This is a genomic window from Winogradskya humida (assembly GCF_016862215.1).
Taxonomy (GTDB): Bacteria; Actinomycetota; Actinomycetes; order Mycobacteriales; family Micromonosporaceae; genus Actinoplanes; species Actinoplanes humidus.
Window position 1 is genome coordinate 83,856 of record NZ_BOMN01000093.1, and the last position, 21,463, is coordinate 105,318.

General features: G+C 70.6%; 17 protein-coding genes. 11 read left to right on the forward strand and 6 right to left on the reverse strand.

The features are described 5' to 3' along the window. The 7 genes from Ahu01nite_RS33405 to Ahu01nite_RS33435 all read left to right on the forward strand — a co-directional run bounded on the left by Ahu01nite_RS33405 (position 1) and on the right by Ahu01nite_RS33435 (position 10,458). On the forward strand, positions 1 to 4,506 hold the full coding sequence (locus tag Ahu01nite_RS33405; protein ID WP_203840699.1) for a hypothetical protein: 4,506 nt from the start codon (positions 1 to 3) through the stop codon (positions 4,504 to 4,506). Further along, on the forward strand, positions 4,499 to 6,199 hold the full coding sequence (locus Ahu01nite_RS33410; RefSeq protein WP_203840700.1) for a hypothetical protein: 1,701 nt from the start codon (positions 4,499 to 4,501) through the stop codon (positions 6,197 to 6,199). The genes Ahu01nite_RS33405 and Ahu01nite_RS33410 overlap by 8 nt, the downstream gene beginning before the upstream one ends. Before the next feature lie 13 nt (positions 6,200 to 6,212). After that, positions 6,213 to 7,568: a hypothetical protein gene (locus tag Ahu01nite_RS33415; RefSeq protein ID WP_203840701.1), complete on the forward strand. Its 1,356-nt coding sequence runs from the start codon at positions 6,213 to 6,215 to the stop codon at positions 7,566 to 7,568. Beyond that, positions 7,562 to 8,251 carry a hypothetical protein gene (locus tag Ahu01nite_RS33420; RefSeq protein WP_203840702.1) on the forward strand — a complete coding sequence of 230 codons (690 nt, stop codon included), beginning with the start codon at positions 7,562 to 7,564 and terminating at the stop codon, positions 8,249 to 8,251. The genes Ahu01nite_RS33415 and Ahu01nite_RS33420 overlap by 7 nt, the downstream gene beginning before the upstream one ends. A 115-nt stretch (positions 8,252 to 8,366) precedes the next feature. After that, complete coding sequence (locus Ahu01nite_RS33425; RefSeq protein WP_203840703.1) at positions 8,367 to 8,909, forward strand: IPT/TIG domain-containing protein; 543 nt, start codon at positions 8,367 to 8,369, stop codon at positions 8,907 to 8,909. Positions 8,910 to 9,028: 119 nt separating this feature from the next. Next, positions 9,029 to 9,571 carry an RNA polymerase sigma factor gene (locus Ahu01nite_RS33430; protein WP_203840704.1) on the forward strand — a complete coding sequence of 181 codons (543 nt, stop codon included), beginning with the start codon at positions 9,029 to 9,031 and terminating at the stop codon, positions 9,569 to 9,571. 104 nt (positions 9,572 to 9,675) lie between these two features. Further along, on the forward strand, positions 9,676 to 10,458 hold the full coding sequence (locus tag Ahu01nite_RS33435; RefSeq protein WP_203840705.1) for a LolA-like protein: 783 nt from the start codon (positions 9,676 to 9,678) through the stop codon (positions 10,456 to 10,458). Positions 10,459 to 10,761: 303 nt separating this feature from the next. On the opposite strand, the gene Ahu01nite_RS33440 is transcribed toward Ahu01nite_RS33435, so the two are convergent. The 3 genes from Ahu01nite_RS33440 to Ahu01nite_RS33450 form a co-directional block, all read right to left on the reverse strand. Further along, positions 10,762 to 11,124 (reverse strand): hypothetical protein, encoded by a 363-nt coding sequence (locus tag Ahu01nite_RS33440; protein ID WP_203840706.1) that lies wholly within the window; start codon positions 11,122 to 11,124, stop codon positions 10,762 to 10,764. A gap of 62 nt (positions 11,125 to 11,186) precedes the next feature. Beyond that, positions 11,187 to 11,996 (reverse strand): polysaccharide deacetylase family protein, encoded by an 810-nt coding sequence (locus Ahu01nite_RS33445; RefSeq protein WP_203840707.1) that lies wholly within the window; start codon positions 11,994 to 11,996, stop codon positions 11,187 to 11,189. Positions 11,997 to 12,108: 112 nt separating this feature from the next. Next, positions 12,109 to 13,023, reverse strand: coding sequence for an SDR family NAD(P)-dependent oxidoreductase (locus Ahu01nite_RS33450; protein ID WP_203840708.1), 915 nt, complete (start codon positions 13,021 to 13,023; stop codon positions 12,109 to 12,111). 101 nt (positions 13,024 to 13,124) lie between these two features. On the opposite strand from Ahu01nite_RS33450, the gene Ahu01nite_RS33455 reads away from it, so the two are divergent. Then, positions 13,125 to 13,790: a TetR/AcrR family transcriptional regulator gene (locus tag Ahu01nite_RS33455; protein WP_203840709.1), complete on the forward strand. Its 666-nt coding sequence runs from the start codon at positions 13,125 to 13,127 to the stop codon at positions 13,788 to 13,790. Between the two features lie 40 nt (positions 13,791 to 13,830). Here Ahu01nite_RS33455 and Ahu01nite_RS33460 read toward each other — a convergent pair whose 3' ends face one another. Then, a complete protein-coding gene (locus Ahu01nite_RS33460; protein WP_203840710.1) occupies positions 13,831 to 14,397 on the reverse strand; it encodes a Uma2 family endonuclease in 567 nt (188 codons plus the stop codon). 88 nt (positions 14,398 to 14,485) lie between these two features. Beyond that, positions 14,486 to 15,619: an ROK family transcriptional regulator gene (locus Ahu01nite_RS33465; RefSeq protein ID WP_203840711.1), complete on the reverse strand. Its 1,134-nt coding sequence runs from the start codon at positions 15,617 to 15,619 to the stop codon at positions 14,486 to 14,488. Positions 15,620 to 15,732: 113 nt separating this feature from the next. On the opposite strand from Ahu01nite_RS33465, the gene Ahu01nite_RS33470 reads away from it, so the two are divergent. From Ahu01nite_RS33470 to Ahu01nite_RS33480, 3 genes are read left to right on the forward strand one after another with little or no spacing between them, the layout of a single operon-like run. Then, the gene (locus tag Ahu01nite_RS33470; RefSeq protein ID WP_203840712.1) at positions 15,733 to 17,829 is read left to right on the forward strand and encodes an alpha-galactosidase; all 2,097 of its coding nucleotides are present in this window, start codon (positions 15,733 to 15,735) and stop codon (positions 17,827 to 17,829) included. Positions 17,830 to 17,833: 4 nt separating this feature from the next. Then, positions 17,834 to 18,790: an acetylxylan esterase gene (locus tag Ahu01nite_RS33475; protein ID WP_203840713.1), complete on the forward strand. Its 957-nt coding sequence runs from the start codon at positions 17,834 to 17,836 to the stop codon at positions 18,788 to 18,790. A 10-nt stretch (positions 18,791 to 18,800) separates the two neighbouring features. Next, positions 18,801 to 21,068 carry a glycoside hydrolase family 95 protein gene (locus tag Ahu01nite_RS33480; RefSeq protein ID WP_203840714.1) on the forward strand — a complete coding sequence of 756 codons (2,268 nt, stop codon included), beginning with the start codon at positions 18,801 to 18,803 and terminating at the stop codon, positions 21,066 to 21,068. On the opposite strand, the gene Ahu01nite_RS33485 is transcribed toward Ahu01nite_RS33480, so the two are convergent. Further along, positions 21,065 to 21,418 carry a MerR family transcriptional regulator gene (locus Ahu01nite_RS33485; RefSeq protein ID WP_203840715.1) on the reverse strand — a complete coding sequence of 118 codons (354 nt, stop codon included), beginning with the start codon at positions 21,416 to 21,418 and terminating at the stop codon, positions 21,065 to 21,067. The two genes, Ahu01nite_RS33480 and Ahu01nite_RS33485, sit on opposite strands and share 4 nt — an antisense overlap. Positions 21,419 to 21,463 lie beyond the last annotated feature (45 nt).

Consider the following 21,463-nt stretch of genomic DNA (forward strand, 5'->3'; position numbering starts at 1 on the left):
GTGCCCGATCTGGACCTCACCGGCATCGCCGCCGCCCGGGCAGCCGTCACCGAGCGGCTAGACAGGCTGCGGCGGGTCCGGCTGGCTCTGTCCGACAGCCGGGACCGAGCGGCGGCCGCCCGCAGCCGGGGCGACGATCAGACCACAGCCGCCGCTCAGGCCGAGGCCACCGACCTGGACCGCCGACGTGGCGAGCTGATCGCCGCGCTCCGGTCGGGTGGCCGGACGGTCATGTCCGCCTCGGAGGCGCTGGTCGCGGTGGCCGGGCCGGAGCAGGCCGTCACGTCCCTCTCGGCCGGTCTGCCGATCCTGATGCTGCCGGTCCGCCTGGAGACCCGGTTCTTCGACGGCGGACAGACCTTGAAGGTCCGTATCTTCCCCGACCAGGCGCACGTGACCAGCCACGATCCCGCGGTGAGTGACGCCGAGGCGCAGGGGCTCACCTGGTACTGGACCCAGCGGTGGCCGGAGCGCGACGCCCGCACCGAGGTCGGGCGGGCGCTCGCCGACGCCGCCTGGCAGGGGCTGGCGAGTCGGCTGCGACCGGGACGGGCCGCGTTCCTCGTGCGTACCTACGAACCCGGCAACCTGGCTTCGGCCGACGCCGGGCCGATCTGGCGGGACCTGCCGCGCCGTTCCGGTGAGTGGAGTGTCGCCGCTCAGGCGGCGCTGCTGCCCGACCGGTGGTGCGTACTCGGCTACCAGCGGAACGAGCCGGGGCGGCACACCGAGATCTTCCGCCGATGGGGCGGTGCCGTGCCGGACCGGCTGGCCGCTGGTCCCTCGCCCGATCCGGAGGCTGCGACGCTGCCCGGCGGCCTGCCCGCCGACCCCGACCTGGCCTGGCTGCACGACGTTGACGAGGCCGAGCGGGTCGGGATGGTCGTCACCGTCCGGCAGAGCGACCTGCTGCACGGCGCGAGGCTGGCGGACGGCGTGGACCGGCTGATCGCCGTCGGCGTCGACTGGACGCTCGACCCGGCGCGGACCGCCGGCCTGGTCGAGGAGCACCTGGCGGCGCACGCCGACGAGGGACGGATGGCGTTCGTGCCGCAGGGTGTGCCGACGAACTCCACGACCGCAAAGCGCAGCCCTTACACGACCGACCCCGAGGCGGCCCGGCGGGCTTCGGCACCGCACGAACCTCCGCCGCAGCCGGACGGCTCGGCAGGCGATCTGACGACGCGGGCGCTCGGACTCGGTGGTGCGACGCTGCGCCGTGTGGCCGGTGCCGACCTGCGCGAACAGCGGTGGCAGCAGGCCCTGCTCGAGGCGACGTGGTCGGCGACCGGTGGCTACTACCTCACCGAGATGCTCGACCCGCTGACCACCGGCCCGGGTGTCGAGGCCGGCCTGCGGCAGCACGTCGTGGCCAACCTCCGCGCCGGCGGTCCGTTACCGACGGTGCGGATCGGCAGTCAGCCGTACGGAATCCTGCCGGTGATGCCGCGCGACCGCACCGAGGCCGGCGGCAGCGTGCAGGGGGTGACGGCGGTCCTGCGCTCGATGGTCGAACCGCTGGTGCCCGGTGTCCCGCGGCTGGCTCAGGTGCGGGCCCGTGGCGACGTCGACGACATCATGCTCGCCCTGCTGCAGCGCATGCCGGTCGCCTGGGAGCTGACCGTCCGCAAGCTGATCGGGCCGGTCGAACGGCAGGCGTTGCATCCGTCGTGGACCGAGACAGCCCGGTTGCAGCGTACGGTCATCGCCCTGCTGTTGCGGCGGATGGGCGTGCTGCAGCTGCCCCGGCTGGCCGAGCTGACCTTCGACGAGGCGGACCACCCGCTCGACGTGCCGCTGGTGCTCAAGGCCGAGGCGGGCGGGCAGCGGGGCACCGGTTATCTCGGCGAGATCCGCCGGTTGCTGACCGAACCGGACGGGGCGGTGATCCTGACCGCCAGGAAGAATTCCGTCGCCCTGCTGGAGGCGTTCCTGGCGTGCGCGGCGCCGATGGAGAATGCCAGGGCCGGTAAGGCGATCGTGGCGGCGCAGGCCACTTCGCTGGAGCTGTCGGCGAGCTTCGTCGACTTCCTGACGCGGCCGGCTGACCGGTTGCCGTACACGTTGCGGATCGAAGAGGCCGTCCTGTCGCCGGTGACCGCCGGAAGCACGACGCCGGTGCCGCGTACCCCGCTGGAGTTCCAGCAGACCGTGCTGCCGGCCCTGACCGGTGATTTGACCGTTGGGGAGTTCGTCGCCGTCAGCTATCAGAAACGGCGGGGACAGCCGACCGTGGCGGAGGATCCGCTGCACCACCGGTTCGACACGGCCTTGTCCACCCTTGAGCAGGCACCGGCCGACCAGCTCGAATGGGCGTTCCGCGGTGTTCTCGACCTCTATTCCACCCGTCTCGACGCGTGGATCACATCGCTGGCCACCGCCCGGCTGGCGCAGCGACGGGCGGTCAACCCGGCCGGTCTGTACGCCGGTGGCTGGGGTGTGGTCGAGGACCTGCACCCGGACACCGGGCCGGCCGCCGAGAGCCTGGGTTTCGTGCACGCGCCGTCGCTGGGGCAGGCCGCTTCGACCGCGGTACTGCGTAGCGCCCGGCTCTCCCACCGCGGCGAGGACGGCCGGCTCTTCGACCTCGACCTGTCCTCTCGGCGGGTCCGCGCCGCCCTGCGCCTGCTGGAAGGTGTCGCGTCCGGGCAGCGGCTCGCCGCCCTGCTGGGCTACCGGTTCGAACGCGGTCTGCAGGAACGCGACCTGCGGCTGGCGCAGTGGATCCTGCCCCTGCGCCAGGTCTGCCCGCTGCGCAGCGAACGCCCGGATCCGCCCGGCGCCGCCGCACCGGCCGAGGCGGTCGCGGCCCGGGACGTCGTCGACGGGGTCGCGCTGCTGGCCCGCTGGCAGGCCGAACGGTCAGGGCTGCTGGCCGCCGCGGGGATAGCCACGGGTGACCGCGACCAGGTGGCGGCCGAGCTCGACGACCTCGCCGGGCTGGCGGACGGGGTCAGCGACGTGCTGCTGGCCGAATCGGTGCACCAGGCCACCGTCGGCAACCTGGACCGATCGGGTGCGGCGCTGGCCGCCCACGACCGGCAGGCCCCCGCGCCCGCACCGGAGTTCGTGCGAACGGGCCGGGCGGGGCCGATCGTCACCCACCGCGCCGGTATCTGGCTCGACCGCGACGCGACCGCCCCGGCCGACGGCTGGCCCGCCGATCTGCGCAGCCTCGCCGAACCCCGGCTCGACCGGTGGCTCGGCACCCTGGTCGGCCGGCCGGGCACCGGGACGGTGACCGCGCGGGTGGTCCGGGAGCAGGAAACCGTCCCGCTGCCCCCGGCCACGCTCGCCGACCTGCGTATGTCGGCGTTGTCGGTGGTTCTCAGCGCCCGCCGGGACGGCTTGAGCGAGGCATTCGCGGGGCATTACGCGCTCGGCCCGGATGATCGGCTCGACCTGGACACATCAGCGATGGCGGAGCTGCTCGACGTCGCGACCTGGGCCGCCGACACGATCAGCGCATCGCCGCTGGCCCCGGAGCATCTGGAGTCGGCGGCCGATGTCAGCGCCGGCACCGGCACACCGGTCGCCGCCGTCGACAGCGTTGAGGCGCAGGGCCGTGCCACCGCGCTGCGCGCCCGGGTCCAGGTCCTGCTGAACCGGGCCACCGCGGCGCTGGCCTCCGGGGACGCAGCCGGTCTGCGTGATGCGCTCACCGCGTTGACGCCGGTCGGGCCGATCGCTCCCGGCGAGGACCCTGCCCTGGTGCTGCAGCGGATCCGGCATCGGCTGGACGCATCCGGAGCGGCGGACAGCGCCACGGCCGTCACCACACTGCTCGGCGACCAGCAGCCTTTCCTGCCGGTGCTCGCGGCCGCCGACCCGGCACCGTTCGAGGCCTCCCGGCGTGCCCGCGACCGGCTCCTCGCCGGTGACGGCACGGCCCTGGTGTCGTGGCTGCACCGCAGCGCGCTGGTCCGGCCCGGCCTCGACGCGTTCGCGGCCCTGCTCGTGCATGCCGAGGCGGACGGTGTGGACGTTCCGGGGCGGTGTGAACTGGTGCAGACACCGCACCGGCCGGACGTACCGTGGGTGGCGCTGCCGTTCGGCGACACCGGCCCGCCACCGGCCGGTACCGCCGGGGTCGTCCTCTACGCACCGGACGGTCTCGACTGGGCCCGGGGTGGTGCGGGCCTGCTGGTGGACGCCTGGACCGAGACCGTGCCGGCCGCCGACGAGACCACCGCGGTCGCGTTCCATTTCGACGCGCCCGGCGCCCGCGCCCCGCAGGCGATGCTTCTGGCCGTCCACCCGTCACCGGACGAGACCCACTGGAGCTTCGACACCGTCGCCGGCTGTGTTCACGAGGCCGTCGACCTGGCGCAGTTGCGCACGCTCGGTTCCCCGGAACTGGCACCGCTGGCCACCCTGGTGCCCGCGCTTCTGCTGCCTGACGCGTACACCCGCGACACACCAGGCATCCGGTTCCTGGAACTCGCCGAGATGCTCGGCGGTCTGGTGGCGACTCATGTCTATGGGAAGAAGGGGCGTCATGCCTGACCTGAGCGACCTGCTCGCGCAGGCCAAGATCGCCAAGAAGGACATCGCGGACCTGCGGCTCCAGCCTCTGCTCACCAGCTGGTCACGGCTCGAACCGCTCACCGTCACCAGCGGCGACCTGACACCCGGCGCGCAGGCCCTGGTCGCGGATCCGCTGTGGATGATCGGCCGGCAGTGGCAGTTCGACGAACTAACCGGCGAGGACGCCGGAACCCCGATCCTGGCCACCGTACGCGGGGAGTCCGGCACCTTCTCCCGGCTCCGCAACGACGGCGGTGCCTCGGACATCCCGCCGCCCGGCGAGTCAGCGCCGCCGCTGGAAGCGCTGGTGGAAGCAGAACTCCCGCCGGTGCTTCCGCTACGGCTGCGTACCCAGGCCGGGCTGCATCTGCTGCGGATGCTGCGGGCGGCGGGCCTGACCGCGGAGGCCCGGGCGGCGATCGACGCGTACGCCCCGGCCGGTCGTGGTGACGCCCGTGAGCGTCTCGCCGCCGGGCGGGTGCCGGACAGTGCCGCCGTCCTGGCCGCGCTGGCAGGGTTCGACGACGGAAACGGGGGCTTGACCGGGCTGCCGGACAGCTTCGGCGCCGCCCCCGCCGCCGCCACGACCCCGGTGGTGGCCGGCTGGCAGCGCTGGGTCTCCGGCTTCCTCGTCGCACCGGCCGGTGACAGTTGGAACCCGCACCGGCTGGAACACTCCTTCGCCGCCGAGGCCACACTGTCCGACGGCCCGGTCGCGCTGCACGTCGACGAATACACCGGCGGCACCCTCGACTGGTTCCACGGCGACCTCACCGGCGCAGCCGTCCCGTCCCCACCCGGCACCACCCTCGCGGACACCACGCTGCCTACGCCGGTCCGCTTCGCCGGGATGCCCAGCGACCGCCTGTTCGAATTCGAGGACGCTCGCGTCTACCTCGGTGATCTCGAGGCGGGGCGCACCGACCTGGCCCGGCTCGCCACCGTCGAGTTCGCGCTGACCTACTCGGTCGACTGGTTCCAGGTGCCGCTGATCGTTCCGTACGGCACTGCGACGAGGATCGACACCGTGCACGTCGTCGATACGTTCGGTGTCGACGTGGACGTACATGCGTCCCGCGAGACCGGCTGGGGCGTGTTCCGCTGCACCCCGCTGACCGACAGGTCCCGGCTCGCCGACATCTTCGTGCTGGCGCCGACCATTCCCCGCGTGCTCGAGGGTCTGCCGTTGGAGGAGGTGGCCCTGTTCCGTGACGAGATGGCCAACCTCGTCTGGGGCGTCGAGCGCATCGTGCCCGACGCCGGGACCGGCGAACCGGTCCCCCGCGCCCAGCAGGCCGCCGCAATGCCGGCCGCGGCCGTTCCCGGCGATGCCCGGCTCCATTACCGGCTGATGACCTCGGTCCCGGAGAACTGGATCCCGTACGTCGCCGTGCCGCAGCGGTCCCACCCGGTGCTGGAACGCCGCCCGATGCTGCGCTACCTCGACGACGGCACCGCCCAGGTGGTCGACCCGCTCGGCACGATCCTGCCGGCCGCGGCGACCATCGCGGAGGAGGAGGTTCCCCGCGAGGGGGTGCTTGTCACCCGTACGTTCCAGCAGGCCCGCACGGTCGGCGGCGGCACGGCCCTCTGGATCGGCCGCCGGGTCACCACCGGCCACGGCGAGGGCGCCAGCGGCCTCCGCTTCGACCTCGCCCTGCCCCCACTCTGAGCCCGGGAGGATCATGATGGAACGGCTGACGTCAGGGCAGACACTGTTCGCCGGCGAACGCCTGCTGTCCGGTAACGGCTGGGTGGAACTCGTCGTGCAGGGCGACGGCAACGTCGTGTTGTACCGGGTTCAGACCGGTCAGGCGCTGTGGGCGTCGGCGACCGACGGCCAGCCGGTCGACCGGCTGGTGATGCAGGCCGACGGCAACCTGGTCGCCCTCACCGCCGCCGGGGAACCGCGCTGGAACGCCGGCACCGGCGGCCACCCCGGTGCCGAGGCGACCCTGCGGGACGACGGCAACCTGGTCATCTATGACCCGGGCGGGACGCCATGGTGGGCCAGCGACACCGTGCAGGACTTCGGGTTGCCGACGGTCCGCACGGTGGACGACCGCGGGTACTCGTACGTGGAGACATCAGAACGGTGGAAACTGCTCTGCCAGGAGCTCCCGTGCACGACGGCGCTGCAGTGGCCCGGCTATGCCACCACCACCGCTGAGATCACCATCAACGGCGAGCAGGTGGTCATCCAGCTGTGGAAGGGCTGGTGCCAGAGGTTCCTCGGCCTGCCCATCTTCCCCGGCGGCATCGGTGCCGAGGTCGGCGTCTACCGCCGGATCCCCGGTCATGTGCTGCCGGGTTCCCTGCCGTTCCTGCCGCCGCCGCTGGACGCCTTCTACCTCAACGTGCTCAGCCGGGCCGCGGACAACGAGCTGTGGTGGCCCGCCCCTGACCTGGCTGCTCAGCTGACCTTCTCGCTGATCAACCCGGTCACCGGGGACATCGTGTTCACGGCCGGGCCGGAGCGGTCGTACTGGCTGGCCAAGTGGATGAACGAGGACGCCTACCTCAAATATCTCGCCGACCAGGGCTTCCGGGTGCCGTTCCTGCCGGACGCGTACATCCTGGAATGGCGGGTCAACGGCCAGTCCGGCCGCTGGCCCGAGCTTCCGGCCGGCCCCGCCGCGGCCGGCGACACAATGACCGCCGGTGAGATGCTGGGCAGCAACGGCACGCTGTTCTCGGCGAACGGCCGGTTCCGGTTCATCTATCAGGACGACACCAACCTCGTGCTCTACCGCACCACCGACAACGTCGCCCAGTGGGACACCCGCCCGAAGCCCGGCGGCGTCGGCGTGTGCCTGATGCAGGGTGACGGCAATCTGGTCGTCTGCAACGCCTCGGCGCAGCCCGTGTGGTCGAGTCAGACCGCGGGTAACCCGGGCAGCCGCCTGGTGATGCAGGATGACGGCAACGCGGTCGTCTACCGGCCCGACGGGGAGGCGATCTGGTCGAGCAACACCGCGCAGAACGTCCCGCCCGGCGGTCCTCCGGCCGCCGGCGACACCATGTCCCCGGTCAGGTGCTGAACAGCAACGGCACCCTGTTCTCGGCGAACGGCCGGTTCCGGTTCATCTATCAGGACGACACCAACCTCGTGCTCTACCGCACCACCGACAACGTTGGCCAGTGGGACACCCGCCCCAAACCCGGCGGTGTCGGCGTGTGCATCATGCAGGAGGACGGCAATCTGGTCGTCTACAACGCGCGGGGCGAAGCCGTGTGGGCGAGCGACACCCCTGGTAATCCCGGCGCGCGGCTGGTGGTGCAGAACGACGGCAACGCCGTCATCTATCGCCCCGACGGAGTCGCCGCGTGGGCGACGTGGACCGGGCAGCAGGTCCCCCCGACCGGCGCCGACGCCAGCGGCCACTCCGTCATGGAGTCCGGCGAGCAGTTGGCCGGTAACGGCACGCTGTATTCGGCGGACGGCCGTTTCCGCTTCGTCTACCAGGACGACACCAACCTGGTGCTCTACCGCCGCAGCGACGACCTGGCACTGTGGGACACCCGCCCGAAACCCGGTGGTGTGGGCGTCTGCGTCATGCAGACCGATGGCAACCTCGTCGTCTACAACGCCGCCGGCCAGGCGGTCTGGGCAAGCGACACGGACGGCGAGGCGGGTGCGCGGCTGGTGATGCAGGACGACGGCAACGCCGTCATATACCGCCCTGACGGAGTCGCCGTATGGGCGACCGGGACACAGGCGTGAGCGACCATGGCCGACCGGCGCCTCCTGTCTCACCCTCCACCGCAGCGCCAAAGCCGACCGGCTCGGCCTTCCGGAAGGCAGCGTCCGGGCAATCGTCGCGCTCATCCTGATCTTCGTGGCGACCACCTTCATCTTCTCGGTGCTGGCCCAGCCCGGCGACCCGATCTCACTCGAGGGCCTGACACCGGCACAGTTCGCGGCGCTGAACCCGGCGGATCTGATCGGCTCCACCCCGAATCCGCCCACCGGCACGCCGACTTCGTACGACGTCCTGGTCCGCGCACAGACGCCGGCCGCAGCGACGGACATCGGCAAGAACCTCGTCGTCCTGCTCGGCACGCTGATCACTGCCGTGTCCTCGTTCTACTTCGGTAGCCGCTCGGCGACCGCGGCCGCCGCGGAGATGGCCAAGCAAATCCCGTCAGCACGCCCACAGATCAGTCAGGTCGACCCCGCCCGCGGTCCGGAGTCAGGCGGCACCCCCGTCACACTGACCGGTGCGGGCTTCACCGGTGCGGTCGCCGTCGCTTTCGGATCGCGAACCGCCGATACGATCACCGTCGAGTCAGACACGGAGATCAGCACCGTCTCGCCGGCCGGAACCGGCACCGTCGAACTGCCGATTCCCGCGCAAGGGGAGAACCCGCCTGGCGTCTGACACACCTGAGCTTCAAGACGGCGGTTGAGACTATCTGCTGTGCGAGAGTTGTGTCCTGCGGCGAGATGGGGCCGGTCCCGGACATGTTGGTAGAGATGGTGTCGTCGTCCGGAGGTCGCATGAATGAGGAAGCCTTTCGTGCGTTTTTTACCGCGAATTTCGGCGATGTGTGGGCGTTCATACGTCGGCGGGTCGCTACTGATGAGGATGCGGATGACGTAACGGCTGACGTTTTCGCCGTGGCGTGGCGGCGCCGGGAGGACCTTCCCTCGGGTGCTGAGCGGATGTGGCTGTTCCGGACGGGCTACAACGTGCTTGCGAATTTCCGCCGCGGTGTCGAGCGGCAGCGTCAGCTGCATTTAAGAATTGTTTCGGTTGATCCTCCGGAAGTGGGGTACGAGGCCGTTGCCGACGTGGACCAGGAGTTGTGGTCCGCCCTGGCGGCCTTGTCCGGCAGCGACCGTGAACTGCTGCTGATGCAGGCGTGGGACGGCTTGGAGGTCGCCGAGATCGCCGCTGTCCTGCAGGTGAGCGCGCCGACCGTGTCCTCGCGGTTGTACAAGGCCCGGGACCGGTTGCAGCGGGAACTTCACCGGCGAGATCGGCAGGGCCGCGGAAATGTACAGGGTGAGTCCCACGGAAAGGGGAGCACACGCAGATGAATGGCGAAGAAGAAATTGAGCGCCTCCGTCGGCTGAATCCCATTGTCCGTAGCGCGCCGCCGGCGCCGGGATCACCCCGTTTCAATGCCATCCTGGAGAAATCCATGTCGCAGACCAGCACCCTGAATAGTCTCGCCGACCAGGCGCCGCCGCGCCGGCGCAAACGATGGACCGTGGTGGCGGGTATCGCCACGGCCGGCGTCGCAGCGGCAGTTGTCGCGGCTGTCGCGCTGGCGGGTGGCCCCGACGGGCGACCAGCGCCCGGCACGGGGCCGGTTGATGCCGGATCGGTGCTGCTGGCCGCCGCCGAGCGTACCGAGCAGGTTTCGTCGTTGCGGTTCAGTCAGCCCCCGCAGGGCGGTGGCGCCTTCAGCGCCGAGGGTGAGGTCAGCGGAGCGAACTCGCGCATCGTCAGCAAGGGCGAGGGCGTGACGGAGACGACCATCGTCATCGGCAGCGACCGCTATGTCACGGCAGCGGACGGCACGACCAAGAAGGAGACCATTCCCGATGACCAGAAGCTCGCCCCGTTCGCCCGGGCCGCGGGTGACCTGACCCGGGCCGCGTCGCAGGACCGCAACGTCGCCGTGGTCGGCACCGAGGACGTCCGCGGGGTGAAGACCACCCACTACCGGCTGACCCTGCCGGCCCGGACGAGCGCCGCGGATCCCGCCTCCCCGGTGACGGAACTGCCCGCGACCGAGCTGGCCTGGTTCGAGCTCGAGAACGTCGATTCCTACAGCGCTCCGGTTCAGGTCGACATCTGGGTTGCCGACAACCTCGTGCGCCGGATCAGCGGCACGGTGCAGAACCAGGACCCGCTCACCACCGTCGAGTTCTACGACTTCAACGCACCGATCAGCATCACCGCACCCGCCGGCAGGTGACTGTGGCGCTGCGCAGTGCCGTCCCCCGCACGGGCACTGCGCAGCGGCCGGTCAGAGGCGTACGGGAAACGGTCACCGGCGGGTGGGGTGATATCGGAGGCGATCGACACGGTTACGGCGTCGTTCAATGCCGCCGAGACCGTGCTGCCGGCGCTCATGTTCGCCCCAGGGTCGCCGGCATAAAGTTGTCGCCTCCCGCTGCCCAGCGCAACATCTGGCCCGTGTCCAGCCGTAGGACTGTGGCTGGTCGACCCGGCGGCCGAACACTTCGTCGCTGTTCCTCCCCCGTGATGTCGTGCCGCCCTACAGCGGCGGCACCAGGATTTCGACGGTCTTCGGGTACGCCTCGTCGTCCACGACGACCCGCATGTGGCACGGGCCGTCGTCGAGCCCGACCACGATGGCGTTCTCAGCGCCGACGTCGCGGACCCGCAGCCGTCCGTAGCTGAGGTTGATCTCGCCCTCGAACACGGTCACCGGCAGGGTGGTCTCCCCGTCGGATCCGATGACCGATACGGCGACCAGACCGTCGGCGTCGCTCTGGACCCTGATGAGCAGCACATCCCCGGTGGCGGTCACCGACGCTTCACCGACGTCGAGCATGCCCTCGAACGTGGTGTCGGCGTCCTCCACGATGAACAGCCCGTTCGATGCCAGGATCTGCATCGAAGCCATCAAATCTCTCATGTCCCACCGATCCGTCGACACCTCGTCCTGGCCGCATGGGCTTACGCTTGCCCCGGTTTGGCGGGGGTCGCGGCGAGCAACTCCGAGACGGTGACGAAGCGGTAGCCGCGGTCCTGCAGCCCGGCGATCATCGCGGGCAGGGCGTCGAGGGCGACCAGCCGGCGCCGGTCGCCCGCGTCGTGCGCGAGGACGATCGAGCCGGGCCGCACCGTCGTCACGAGGTCGCGGGCCTGCCCGGCCGGGTCGCTGAGGTAGTTGCGCTCGTGCATCTGGTGGGACCACAGTGCGATGTCGTAGCCCATCGCGTCGGCGGCCAGCACGGTCGAACCGCCCAGGTGCCCGAACGGCGGGCGCAGCAGCGTGGCCTCACGCCCGGCATGACGCCGGATCGCGTCGTGGGTGCGTTCCAGCTCCCGGCTCGCCGCGGCCAGGTCCAGTGTGGCGAGGTCGGTGTGCGACCAGGAGTGGTTGCCCACCTCGTGCCGGTCGAGCCGGCCCCGGACCAGGTCGGCGTGTTCCTCGAGGCGGCTGCCGACCATGAAGAACGTGGCCGGGATCCGGGCCGCGTCGAGGGCGTCCAGGAACCGCGGCGTGAAATCCGGCAGGGGCCCGTCGTCGAAGGTGAGTGCCACGACCTTCTCGGCGGTCGGCTGAAAGTAGTGGATCTGCACGCCGCCGTGCGTCACCACGCCCAGGTTGTCGGCGGCCGCCGCGTAGCCTCCCCCGAGCGGCGGCCGGTCCCAGCCACACCAGTGCTTCACCGGCCCGGCGCCGGCCAGGGCGGTAGCCGCCCCGGCCGCGGCGAGCAGGGCGCCACGGATGACGCCTCGCCGAGTGATCGCAGGTTTCATCGTTCCCCCATGAATAGAACCTGCGCGCAGCATTCTTGATCATGGATGGCACCCGCTTCCGCCTGTGGACTGATTTAGGCGCCGCGAGACCTCGGCCGTTCGGCTGAGCCCGTCACGCTGCGGCGGTGGCCTGGCCGATCGGGAACCGTACGCCGGTCAGGTCCTCCGATACCGCCCAGAGCCGTTGCTGCACGCTCACGTCGTAGGAGTCGGCGCTGGACGTGACCAGTTTCGGGTGCCCGCGCCCCTCGGCGAGGCCGTCGGGGCCGTAGTACTGCCCGCCGAGGACGGACGGGTCGGTGGCGGCCCGCAGGGTGGGCAGCGCCCCCGCCGCCGCGGGCTGGCTGATCATCGGGGCGAGCAGGGTGACCGGCCCGCGGACGATCGCCGGGGTGTTGCGGGTCAGTTCGGTGTTGGAGACGCCGGGGTGTGCGGCGACGGCGATGGTGGTGCCGTGCGGGGCGAGCCGGCGCTGCAGCTCGTACGTGAACATCAGGTTGGCGAGTTTCGACTGGCCGTACGCCGCGGCCCGGCCGTAGGAATGCTCCCACTGCAGGTCGTCGAAGTGGATGGCGGCGCGGATGCGGTGGCCGGTGCTGCTGACCGTGACGACCCGGGAGCCTGGCACGGGCAGCAGCAGGTCGAGCAGCAGCCCGGTGAGCGCGAAGTGGCCGAGGTGGTTGGTGCCGAACTGCATCTCGAAGCCGTCGCGGGTGGTCTGCTTCGGCGTGTACATCACGCCGGCGTTGTTGATCAGCAGGTCGATCCGCGGGTGGGTGGCACGCAGGCCGGCCGCGGCGGCGCGCACCGATTCCAGTGAGGTCAGGTCCAGCTCCTGCACGGAGACGTCGCCGTCGATCCGGGCGGCGGCCTGCTTTCCCTTCGCGGTGTCGCGCACGGCCAGCACCACCGACGCCCCGCGCTCCGCGAGCCGCCGGGCGGTCTCGAAGCCGAGTCCGGTGTTGGCGCCGGTGATCACGGCGATCCGGCCGTCCTGGCGCGGAATCTGCTGCTCGGTCCACTTCATGACAGCTCCTTAAAGTACCGCTGGTAACTTATGTCTCCGACGGAGATGTACCACCGGTAACAAGTCAAGTAACCGCCGGTACCTAAGCTAGGCTTGATCTCATGACGTTCCAGCGGGCCCGCAGTGAGGAGCAGCGCGAGGTCCGGCGCCGGGCGATCCTGGAGACCACCTCGGCGATGCTCGACGAGATGCCGGTGGCCGCGGTGACCCTCAACGAGCTCAGCCGCAGGGTCGGCCTGGCCAAGACGGCGGTGCTGCGCTACTTCGAGTCCCGCGAGGCGGTGCTGCTCGACCTGCTGGACGACCGGACGACAACCTGGCTGGCCGATCTGGAGCAGGAGCTGGCCCACGGCGTCAGCCCGAGCGGGTCCGCGATGCAACGAGCGGAGCAGACGGCCGAGGTGCTCAGCGGCTCGCTCTCCACCCGCACGGTGCTCTGCGACCTCATCAACGCCCAGGGCGGCGTGCTCGAGCACAACGTCTCGGTCGAGGTGATCCGCCGCCACAAACGAGCCTCACTGGACAACCTCGCTGTGATGGCAGCCCTCGCCCGCAAGTACCTGCCCGAGATCACCGACCACGCCGAGGAGTTCTGCCTGAACGCCCTGATCATGGCGGGCGCCCTGTCCGCCTACACGTCACCGCCGCCGAGCCTGCTCGCCGCCTACGAATCCGAGCCGGCCCTCGCCGTCCACCAGATCGACCTGCGCACAGCCCTGCGCCTCGCCATCATCACATCACTCGTAGGCATGCTGCCGCGGCCTTGAGCCCAAGGTGCTGCAGCGCCAGCGATCATCCCCCGCGGGACTAGATACGGCAGAGGTCGATCTCGATGGGGAACGGCGCGGAAGTCTTCACGACGCCGGTAAACATTTCGCTGTCGCGGTAGCGGCCGGTCGCAGGATCAAGTACATACGTGTACACGAGAGGCGCACCCGTGGCGGCCTGCTCAACACGCCAGTAGAACTGAATCCCGGCCCTCGCGTACTGATCGGCTTTGACGACCCGGTCAGTCGTCTCCGAGCCGGGTGAGACCACCTCGACCACGAGGAGCACATGCTCTGGGCGGGTAGGAGTGAGGTCAATGGTGTTCGCCCGGTACACCGTCACATCAGGGCGCCGATTGTTCAGCGGCACATCCTGAAGCCGAACGTCGAAATCGGTGTCCGCGTTCCAGTCCTGCCCCGCGGCCGCATCCAAGGAGTTCGCGAGAAGCCGGGCGAGGCGATTGTGCCGCTTGGAGGCGCTCGGACTCACGAGGACCATCCCATCCACGATCTCAATGCCCGCACACTGTTCTTCTGTCCACGCCTCGTACTGCTCGGCAGTGACTTGCTGGTGCATCCAGGCCGGCGCGACCATCTCTACGGTCATACACACCTCCTGGAGTCCGGTCGGCTACCAGACTCACGATACCGTGCCCCTGGCGACAAGCAGACCCCTCGACCAGTCCGGCCACGCGTCAGGAGGCGACGAGGGCTTTGATGCTGACGGCGGCGGCGCCGCGGGCCCATTCTTCGAAGGGGAGGGGGCGGATGGAGAGGGGGCAGTCGGCGGCGGCGCCGAAGGCCTGGCGTTGGAAGCCGGCCCGGATGTGGGGCTCGAACAGGTCGTAGGCGGACAGTCCCTCGCCGGAGACCACGATCCGTGACGGCCCGACCAGGTTCGCGACCGCGGCGATCCCCGACCCGATCGCATCCCCGGCGCGGGCGAAGGCGGCGCCGACGGCAGCGTCTCCCGACCGGGCAAGCGCCACCGCCTGCGAGAACGTGACCCCCGGACGACCGACAGCCCGCACGATCGCATCGGCGCCCGCGATGGCCTCGACGCACCCGCGGCTCCCGCAGTGACAGGCAGGACCGTTCGTGTCGACGCTGATGTGGCCGATCTCCCCCGCCACGCCGTGCGCCCCCGAAACCAGCCGCCCGCCGACGATCAGCCCGCAGCCGATGCCGGCCCCCACGGTCACGAGCGCGAACGAGTCGGCGCCCACCCCCTCGCCGAACCATTGCTCGGCGGTGGTGAGCGCCTTGACGTCGTTCTCGACGGTGACGGTGAGCCCGGTGGCTTTCTCCGCCAGCTCGCGCAGAGCCACGTCGTGCCACCGCAGGAACGGCGAGTAGCGCACGAATCCGGTGGCATGGTCGACGTCGCCGGAGACGGCGAGCCCGAGGTGCCGGGTCCGCGGGCGGAAGCTGCCGAGCAGCTCGTTGACGAGCTCACCCAGCTGGGTGAGGACGTCGTCGATGCCGGTGGCGGTGAGGCGGCGGTGGGCGGAGGTGCGGACCTCGGCGCGCAGGTCGGTGACCACGCCGATGAGCTCGTCGCCGGTGATCTTCACGCCGACGAAGAACTCGCGGTCGGCGCGGATGGCCAGGGGGCTGGCGGGACGCCCGGCACCCGGCCCGGTGCGCTCGGTCGCGGCCTGTTCCTCGAGGTAGCCCATAGCGATGAGCGGGCGTGCCGCTTTGGTGACGGCGGCGGAGGACAGGTTGAGCCGGCGGGCGAGGGCGACGCGGCTGATCGGTCCCTCGGTCAGGACGGCCGTGAACACGGCTGTCGCAGCGGGAGCCAGGGCCTCGCCGTCGGGAAACATGCCCGAAATCTATGCTCAATAATTTCCTTCGTCAAGTATTGATTTCGAGCGGAATGCCGCCCTACGCTCGCCGCACTCACCGTCTGTGTTCGCGATGACGACCAAGGACCCCGATGCCCGACGTGCAATACGATCCTGACCAGCGACTCTGGCTGCTGAACACCCCTTCGACCTCGTACGCCGTCCGTCTGGACGACAACGACGATCCAAGGCACGTCCACTGGGGTACGACGCTGACCCTGGCCCAGGCGAAGGAGCTCGCCGCGCGTACCTCGCCGGCCGGCAGCAGCTTCGACACCGCGGGCGGACCGGAGGAGTTGCCCGTCGAGGGCGGTGCGCGCTTCGGGGTCGCCGGTCTCCAGGTGCGGTTCATCGACGGCACCCGCGGCGTCGAGTGGCGCTACGCCGGCCACGACGCCGAGGACGGGCACCTGAGCATCCATCTGGACGACCGGCACTACCCGCTGCGCGTCACCCTGCACTACCGGGTGCACGAGGACAGCGACGTGATCGAACGATGGACCACCGTCGAGAACCGCGACCCCCACGACCTGATCACGGTGCAGCGGGCCGACAGCGCGGCGTGGACCCTGCCGTCCGGCGGCGAGCACCGGGTGAACCACCTGGTCGGCGCCTGGAACAGCGAGTTCCGGCTGCGCCGCACCGAGGTCCCCACCGCCGAGACCGTGTTCACCAGCCGCCGCGGCATGACCAGCCATCACGCCAACCCCTGGCTGGCCCTGGATGACGGTACGGCCGGCGAGGAGCACGGCGAGGTGTGGAGCACGGCGCTGGCCTGGAGCGGCAGCTGGCGGATCACCCTGCAGCGTGACCCGGCCGGGCGGACGACGTGGACAGGCGGTCTCGGCCACGAGGGGCTCACGTGGTCCCTCGCACCGGGCGAGACCTTCGAGACGCCGGTGTTCGCCGGGCTCTTCACCACCGGCGGGTTCGGCGGGGCCAGCCGTACCTGGCACGACTACGCCCGGCGGCACGTGATCCCGCACCCCGGCGAGTCACGGCCGGTGCTCTACAACTCGTGGGAGGCGACCGGGTTCGACGTCGACGAGCCCGGCCAGACGGCGCTGGCCGCGCGGGCGGCCCGGCTCGGCGTCGAGCTGTTCGTCGTGGACGACGGCTGGTTCGGCGAGCGGGTCAGCGATCACGCCGGGCTCGGTGACTGGACACCCAACCCGGACCGGTTCCCCGACGGGCTGCGGCCCCTGGCGGCCGAGGTGCACCGGCTCGGGATGCGTTTCGGGCTGTGGGTCGAGCCGGAGATGGTCAACCCCGACAGTGACCTCTACCGGGCGCATCCGGAGTGGGTGCTGCACATGGCGCATCGCGACCGTACGCGGATGCGCAACCAGCTCGTGCTCAACCTCGCCCGGCCGGACACCGCCGCCTGGGCCCACGCCTGGCTCGACCGGCTGGTCACCGAGCACGACATCGACTTCCTCAAGTGGGACGCCAACCGGCCGCTCACCGAGGCGGGGTGGCCCGGGCACGGCGACCCGGACCGGGTGTGGATCGAGCAGACCCGGGCGGTGTACCGGATCATGGACCGGCTCCGAGCCGACCATCCGGACCTGCGCATCGAGGCGTGCTCCGGTGGTGGTGGCCGCGCCGACCTGGGCATCATCGCCCGCACCGATCAGGTGTGGACGTCGGACAATACCGACGCGGTGGACCGGATCGGGATCCAGCACGGGTTCAGCCAGCTCTTCCCGGCACAGGTCATGGGCGCGTGGGTGACCGACAGCCCGAACGTCGCCACGGCCCGGCGGACCCCGCTGCGGTTCCGGTTCCACGTGGCCATGGCGGGTGCGCTGGGCGTCGGCGGTGACCTGGCCCGGTGGAGCGAGGACGAGCTGAAGAAGGCCACCGGGCTGATCGCCACGTACAAGAGGATCAGACCCGCGGTTCAGCACGGTACGGCGTACCGGCTGAAGGGGGACGGGGCTTTGACCGCGGTGGGGTACGCGTACGAGAACCAGTTCGTCGTCCTCGCCTGGTGCCCCACCCGCCCGTTCGGCCACAGCCCCGGCGCGCTGCCGCTGACAGCGCTCGACCCCGAATCCTCGTACCGTGATCAGGACACCGGCGCAGTGCACTCCGGAGCCGTACTGATGCGATCCGGACTTGATCTCGCCCTGCCCGACGGTGACCACGCCAGTGTCCTCGTCCACCTCGTCCGTATCGGGAGCTGACCCCATGGCCATGTTCGACCTGTCGCCGGAGAAGTTGCGCGACTACCGCCCGGAGCTCGCCGAGCCCGCCGACTTCGACGCGTTCTGGCTCCGCACCCTGACCGCCGCCCGCGAGCACGACCTGGCGGCGCAGCTGACCCCGTATGACGCACTGCTGCCCGGCGTGGAGGTGTTCGACGTCCGGTTCAGCGGCTACGACGGCCAGAGCGTCGCGGCCTGGCTGATCAAGCCGGCTGGTGCCAGCGGCCCGCTGCCGTGCGTGGTCAATTTCATCGGGTACGGCGGTGGCCGCGGCCGCCCGCATGAATGGCTGCTGTGGCCGGCCGCCGGGTACGCCGTCCTCGTCGTGGACTCCCGTGGTCAGGGCGACGGCGACACCCCGGACCTGCCCGGCGACACCACGCCGCACCACTCCGGCCTGATGACCCGCGGCGTGCTCGACCCCGGGCTGTACTACTACCGCCGGTTGTTCACCGATGCGGTGCGGGCGGTGGACCTCGCGGTGACGCTGCCGGGCGTGGACGCTGCCCGGATCGTGGTGGCCGGCGCCAGCCAGGGCGGCGGCATCGCGCAGGCGGTCGCCGGGTTGCACCAGCAGGTCCGCGGGGCGCTGATCGACGTGCCGTTCCTGACCCATTTCCGGCACGCCACGGAGATCACGGACTCGTACCCGTACCAGGAGCTGTCGGTGTTCTGTGCGACCAACCGTGACCGGACCGAGCAGGTCTTCCACACGCTGAGCTATTTCGACGGTGTGCATTTCGCCGCCCGGGCGACCGCGCCGGCGCTGTACTCCGTCGGCCTGATGGACGACGTGTGCCCACCGTCCACTGTGTACGCCGCGTTCAACCGATACGCCGGGCCGAAGCAGATCCAGGTCTGGCCGTACAACCGGCACGAGGGCGGCGGCTCGTTCCAGGCCCCGGTCCAGCTCCCCTGGCTCCGCGAACTCCTGTCCTGAAAGGACTTCAGTGTCTTCCAGCGTTCTGTTCTACGACCGGCCGGCGGAACGCTGGTTCGAGGCTCTGCCGATCGGTAACGGCCGGCTCGGCGGCATGGTCCACGGCGGTGTCGACACCGAGATCATCCGCTTGTCCGAGTCGACCGCCTGGTCCGGCGCCCCTTCGGACAGTGATGTAAGCCCGACTGCGCTGCGTGAGCTACCGGCTATCCGCAAGCTGCTCTTCGACGGAGAGTACGGGCAGGCCCAGCGGCTGGCGTCGGAGCATCTGCCCGGTTACCCGGCATCGTTCGGGACCAACATGCCGCTCCCCCGGTTGCGCCTCGACTTCCCCCAGGACGAGACCGGCGACCCTGCCGGCAACTACCGTCGCACCCTCGATCTCGACACCGGCCTGGTCCGCGTGGAATTCGATCAAGGTCAGATCCGATGGGTACGCGAAAGCTTCGCCTCCCATCCCCACGGTGTGATCGCCATGCGCCTCACCGCGGACCACCCGGCGTCCCTGAGCTTCACGGCCACCCTCGACGACACCGTGCTGGACGGCGGGACCACCAGCACGACGGACGGCCTGGTGTTCCACGGCCGCGCCGTCGAAAGCCTGCACAGCGACGGAAAACAGGGCACCACCGTCGAGATCCGCGTCCGGTTCGACATCGACGGCGGCACGCTGGCGCACGACGACGCCGGCACGGTCACGGTCAGCGGCGCGGACGTGGTCGTCGTACTCATCGCAGTCGGCACCGACTGGGCAGGCGCGGATCCGTCGGCACGGGCCTCGATCGGGGTTCTCGATTACGACATGCTGCGCGCCGCGCACATCGCCGACCACCAGAGCCTGATGCGGCGGGTGTCGATCGACCTGGGCGATGCCGTCGCGCTGCCCACCGACGTACGCCGCGAGCGTTTCGCCCGGGGTGAGCGCGACGACGACCTGATCGCCCTGTACTTCCAGTACGGCCGCTACCTGACCATCGCCGGTTCCCGCGAGGACTCACCGCTGCCGCTGGCGTTGCAGGGCGTGTGGAACGACGGCTTCGCCAGCAGCATGGGCTGGTCCAACGACTTCCACCTCGACATCAACACCCAGCAGAACTACTGGGCCACCGAGCCGGGCAACCTCGCCGAATGCCACGCCCCGCTGGTCCGGTTCGTGCAGAATCTCGCCCAGGCGGGCCGCAGCACAGCACGGGATATGTACGGCGCGGACGGCTGGGTCGCGCACACGGTCACGAACGCGTGGGGCTACTCCGCGCCGGGCGCCGGCATCGGCTGGGGCATGAACGTCACCGGTGGCGCGTGGATCGCCCTGCAGCTGTGGGAGCACTACGAGTACCACCTCGACGAGGCGTACCTGAGGGAGCAGGCGTACCCGGTCCTGCGGGACGCGGCGCTGTTCATGCTGTCGTACCTGACACCCCACCCGGCCCACGGCTGGCTGGTCGCGGGCCCGTCGGAGTCCCCGGAGAACTGGTACCTCGCCCCGGACGGCACACCCTGCTCGGTGGCGATGGGCACCACCGCCGACCGTGTCTTCGCCGAGGCGATCCTGCGGATCTGCGCCCAGGCGGCCACCATCCTCGACGTCGACCCCGACCTGCGTACGCGGGCTGAAGCGGCCCGGCTTCGGCTGTCGCCGTTCCGGATCGGCCGCCACGGCCAGCTGCAGGAATGGCTCGACGACTTCGACGAGTCGGACCCCGCCCACCGCCACACCGCCCACCTGTGCGCGGTGTTCCCCGAACGCCAGATCACCCCGCGCGGTACCCCCGAGCTGGCCCGAGCCGCCGCGGTCATCATCGAGCGCCGCCAGCAGGCCCCCGGTTGGGAGCAGACGGAGTGGGGCGAGGCCAACTTCGCCGCTTTCTACGCCCGCCTGCTCAACGGCGACAAGGCCCTGACCCACGTCACCCGGCTGATCGGGGACGCCAGCGAGGCGAACCTGCTCAGCTTCTCCGCTGGCGGCATCGCGGGAGCCGCCCAGAACATCTACTCCTTCGACGGCAACGCCGCAGGCACGGGCGCGATCGCCGAAATGCTGCTCCAGTCCGACGGCGAGGAACTCGAGCTGCTGCCCGCGCTACCGTCGACGTGGCGCGACGGCTCGGTCCGTGGCCTGCGCGCCCGCGGCGGCTTCACGGTCGACCTGACCTGGCACGGCGGCCGCCTGCACGAGGCCCGCATCCACGCCGCCCGCGCCGCACGTGCCCGCGTCCGCTACGCCGGCACCGTCACCGACGTGACCTGGGAGGCGGGTCAGGAGCGCTCTGTCGTCTAGTTGGCCGAGCTGCGCTGCAGGAACGCGGTCAGGGTGTCCCGGGTTTCGAGCAGGTGCCGGGCCTTCTGGTCGATCTCGTCCCGGATCTGCGTGATGTGCGCTGTCAGGGCCGAACAGTCCGAAACCGGGGCGTCCGCGCCGCCGGTGCACGGGAGGACCTTCTCGATCAGGGCCATGGGGAAGCCGAGGCCGAGCAGCGACTTGATGGTGGCCACGGTCTCGATTGTGGGTTCGTCGTACTCGCGGTACCCGTTCGACCGGCGCTGCGACGAGATCAGGCCCAGCTGCTCGTAGTAGCGCAGCGAGCGGGGGCTCGCCTCGGTCGCGCGGCTGAGTTCACCGATCTTCATGACACCGCTTCCTCGGGCTTGACCTTGACACAGATGTCAGAGTTT

Excerpts from the sequence above, each read along its gene's own strand:
- Ahu01nite_RS33410 (WP_203840700.1), top strand. The coding sequence starts at position 4,499 with ATGCCTGACCTGAGCGACCTGCTCGCGCAGGCCAAGATCGCCAAGAAG.
- Ahu01nite_RS33415 (WP_203840701.1), top strand. The coding sequence starts at position 6,213 with ATGATGGAACGGCTGACGTCAGGGCAGACACTGTTCGCCGGCGAACGC.
- Ahu01nite_RS33430 (WP_203840704.1), top strand. The coding sequence starts at position 9,029 with ATGAATGAGGAAGCCTTTCGTGCGTTTTTTACCGCGAATTTCGGCGAT.
- Ahu01nite_RS33435 (WP_203840705.1), top strand. The coding sequence starts at position 9,676 with ATGTCGCAGACCAGCACCCTGAATAGTCTCGCCGACCAGGCGCCGCCG.
- Ahu01nite_RS33440 (WP_203840706.1), bottom strand. The coding sequence starts at position 11,124 with ATGCAGATCCTGGCATCGAACGGGCTGTTCATCGTGGAGGACGCCGAC.
- Ahu01nite_RS33445 (WP_203840707.1), bottom strand. The coding sequence starts at position 11,996 with ATGAAACCTGCGATCACTCGGCGAGGCGTCATCCGTGGCGCCCTGCTC.
- Ahu01nite_RS33450 (WP_203840708.1), bottom strand. The coding sequence starts at position 13,023 with ATGAAGTGGACCGAGCAGCAGATTCCGCGCCAGGACGGCCGGATCGCC.
- Ahu01nite_RS33455 (WP_203840709.1), top strand. The coding sequence starts at position 13,125 with ATGACGTTCCAGCGGGCCCGCAGTGAGGAGCAGCGCGAGGTCCGGCGC.
- Ahu01nite_RS33460 (WP_203840710.1), bottom strand. The coding sequence starts at position 14,397 with ATGACCGTAGAGATGGTCGCGCCGGCCTGGATGCACCAGCAAGTCACT.
- Ahu01nite_RS33465 (WP_203840711.1), bottom strand. The coding sequence starts at position 15,619 with ATGTTTCCCGACGGCGAGGCCCTGGCTCCCGCTGCGACAGCCGTGTTC.
- Ahu01nite_RS33470 (WP_203840712.1), top strand. The coding sequence starts at position 15,733 with ATGCCCGACGTGCAATACGATCCTGACCAGCGACTCTGGCTGCTGAAC.
- Ahu01nite_RS33475 (WP_203840713.1), top strand. The coding sequence starts at position 17,834 with ATGGCCATGTTCGACCTGTCGCCGGAGAAGTTGCGCGACTACCGCCCG.
- Ahu01nite_RS33485 (WP_203840715.1), bottom strand. The coding sequence starts at position 21,418 with ATGAAGATCGGTGAACTCAGCCGCGCGACCGAGGCGAGCCCCCGCTCG.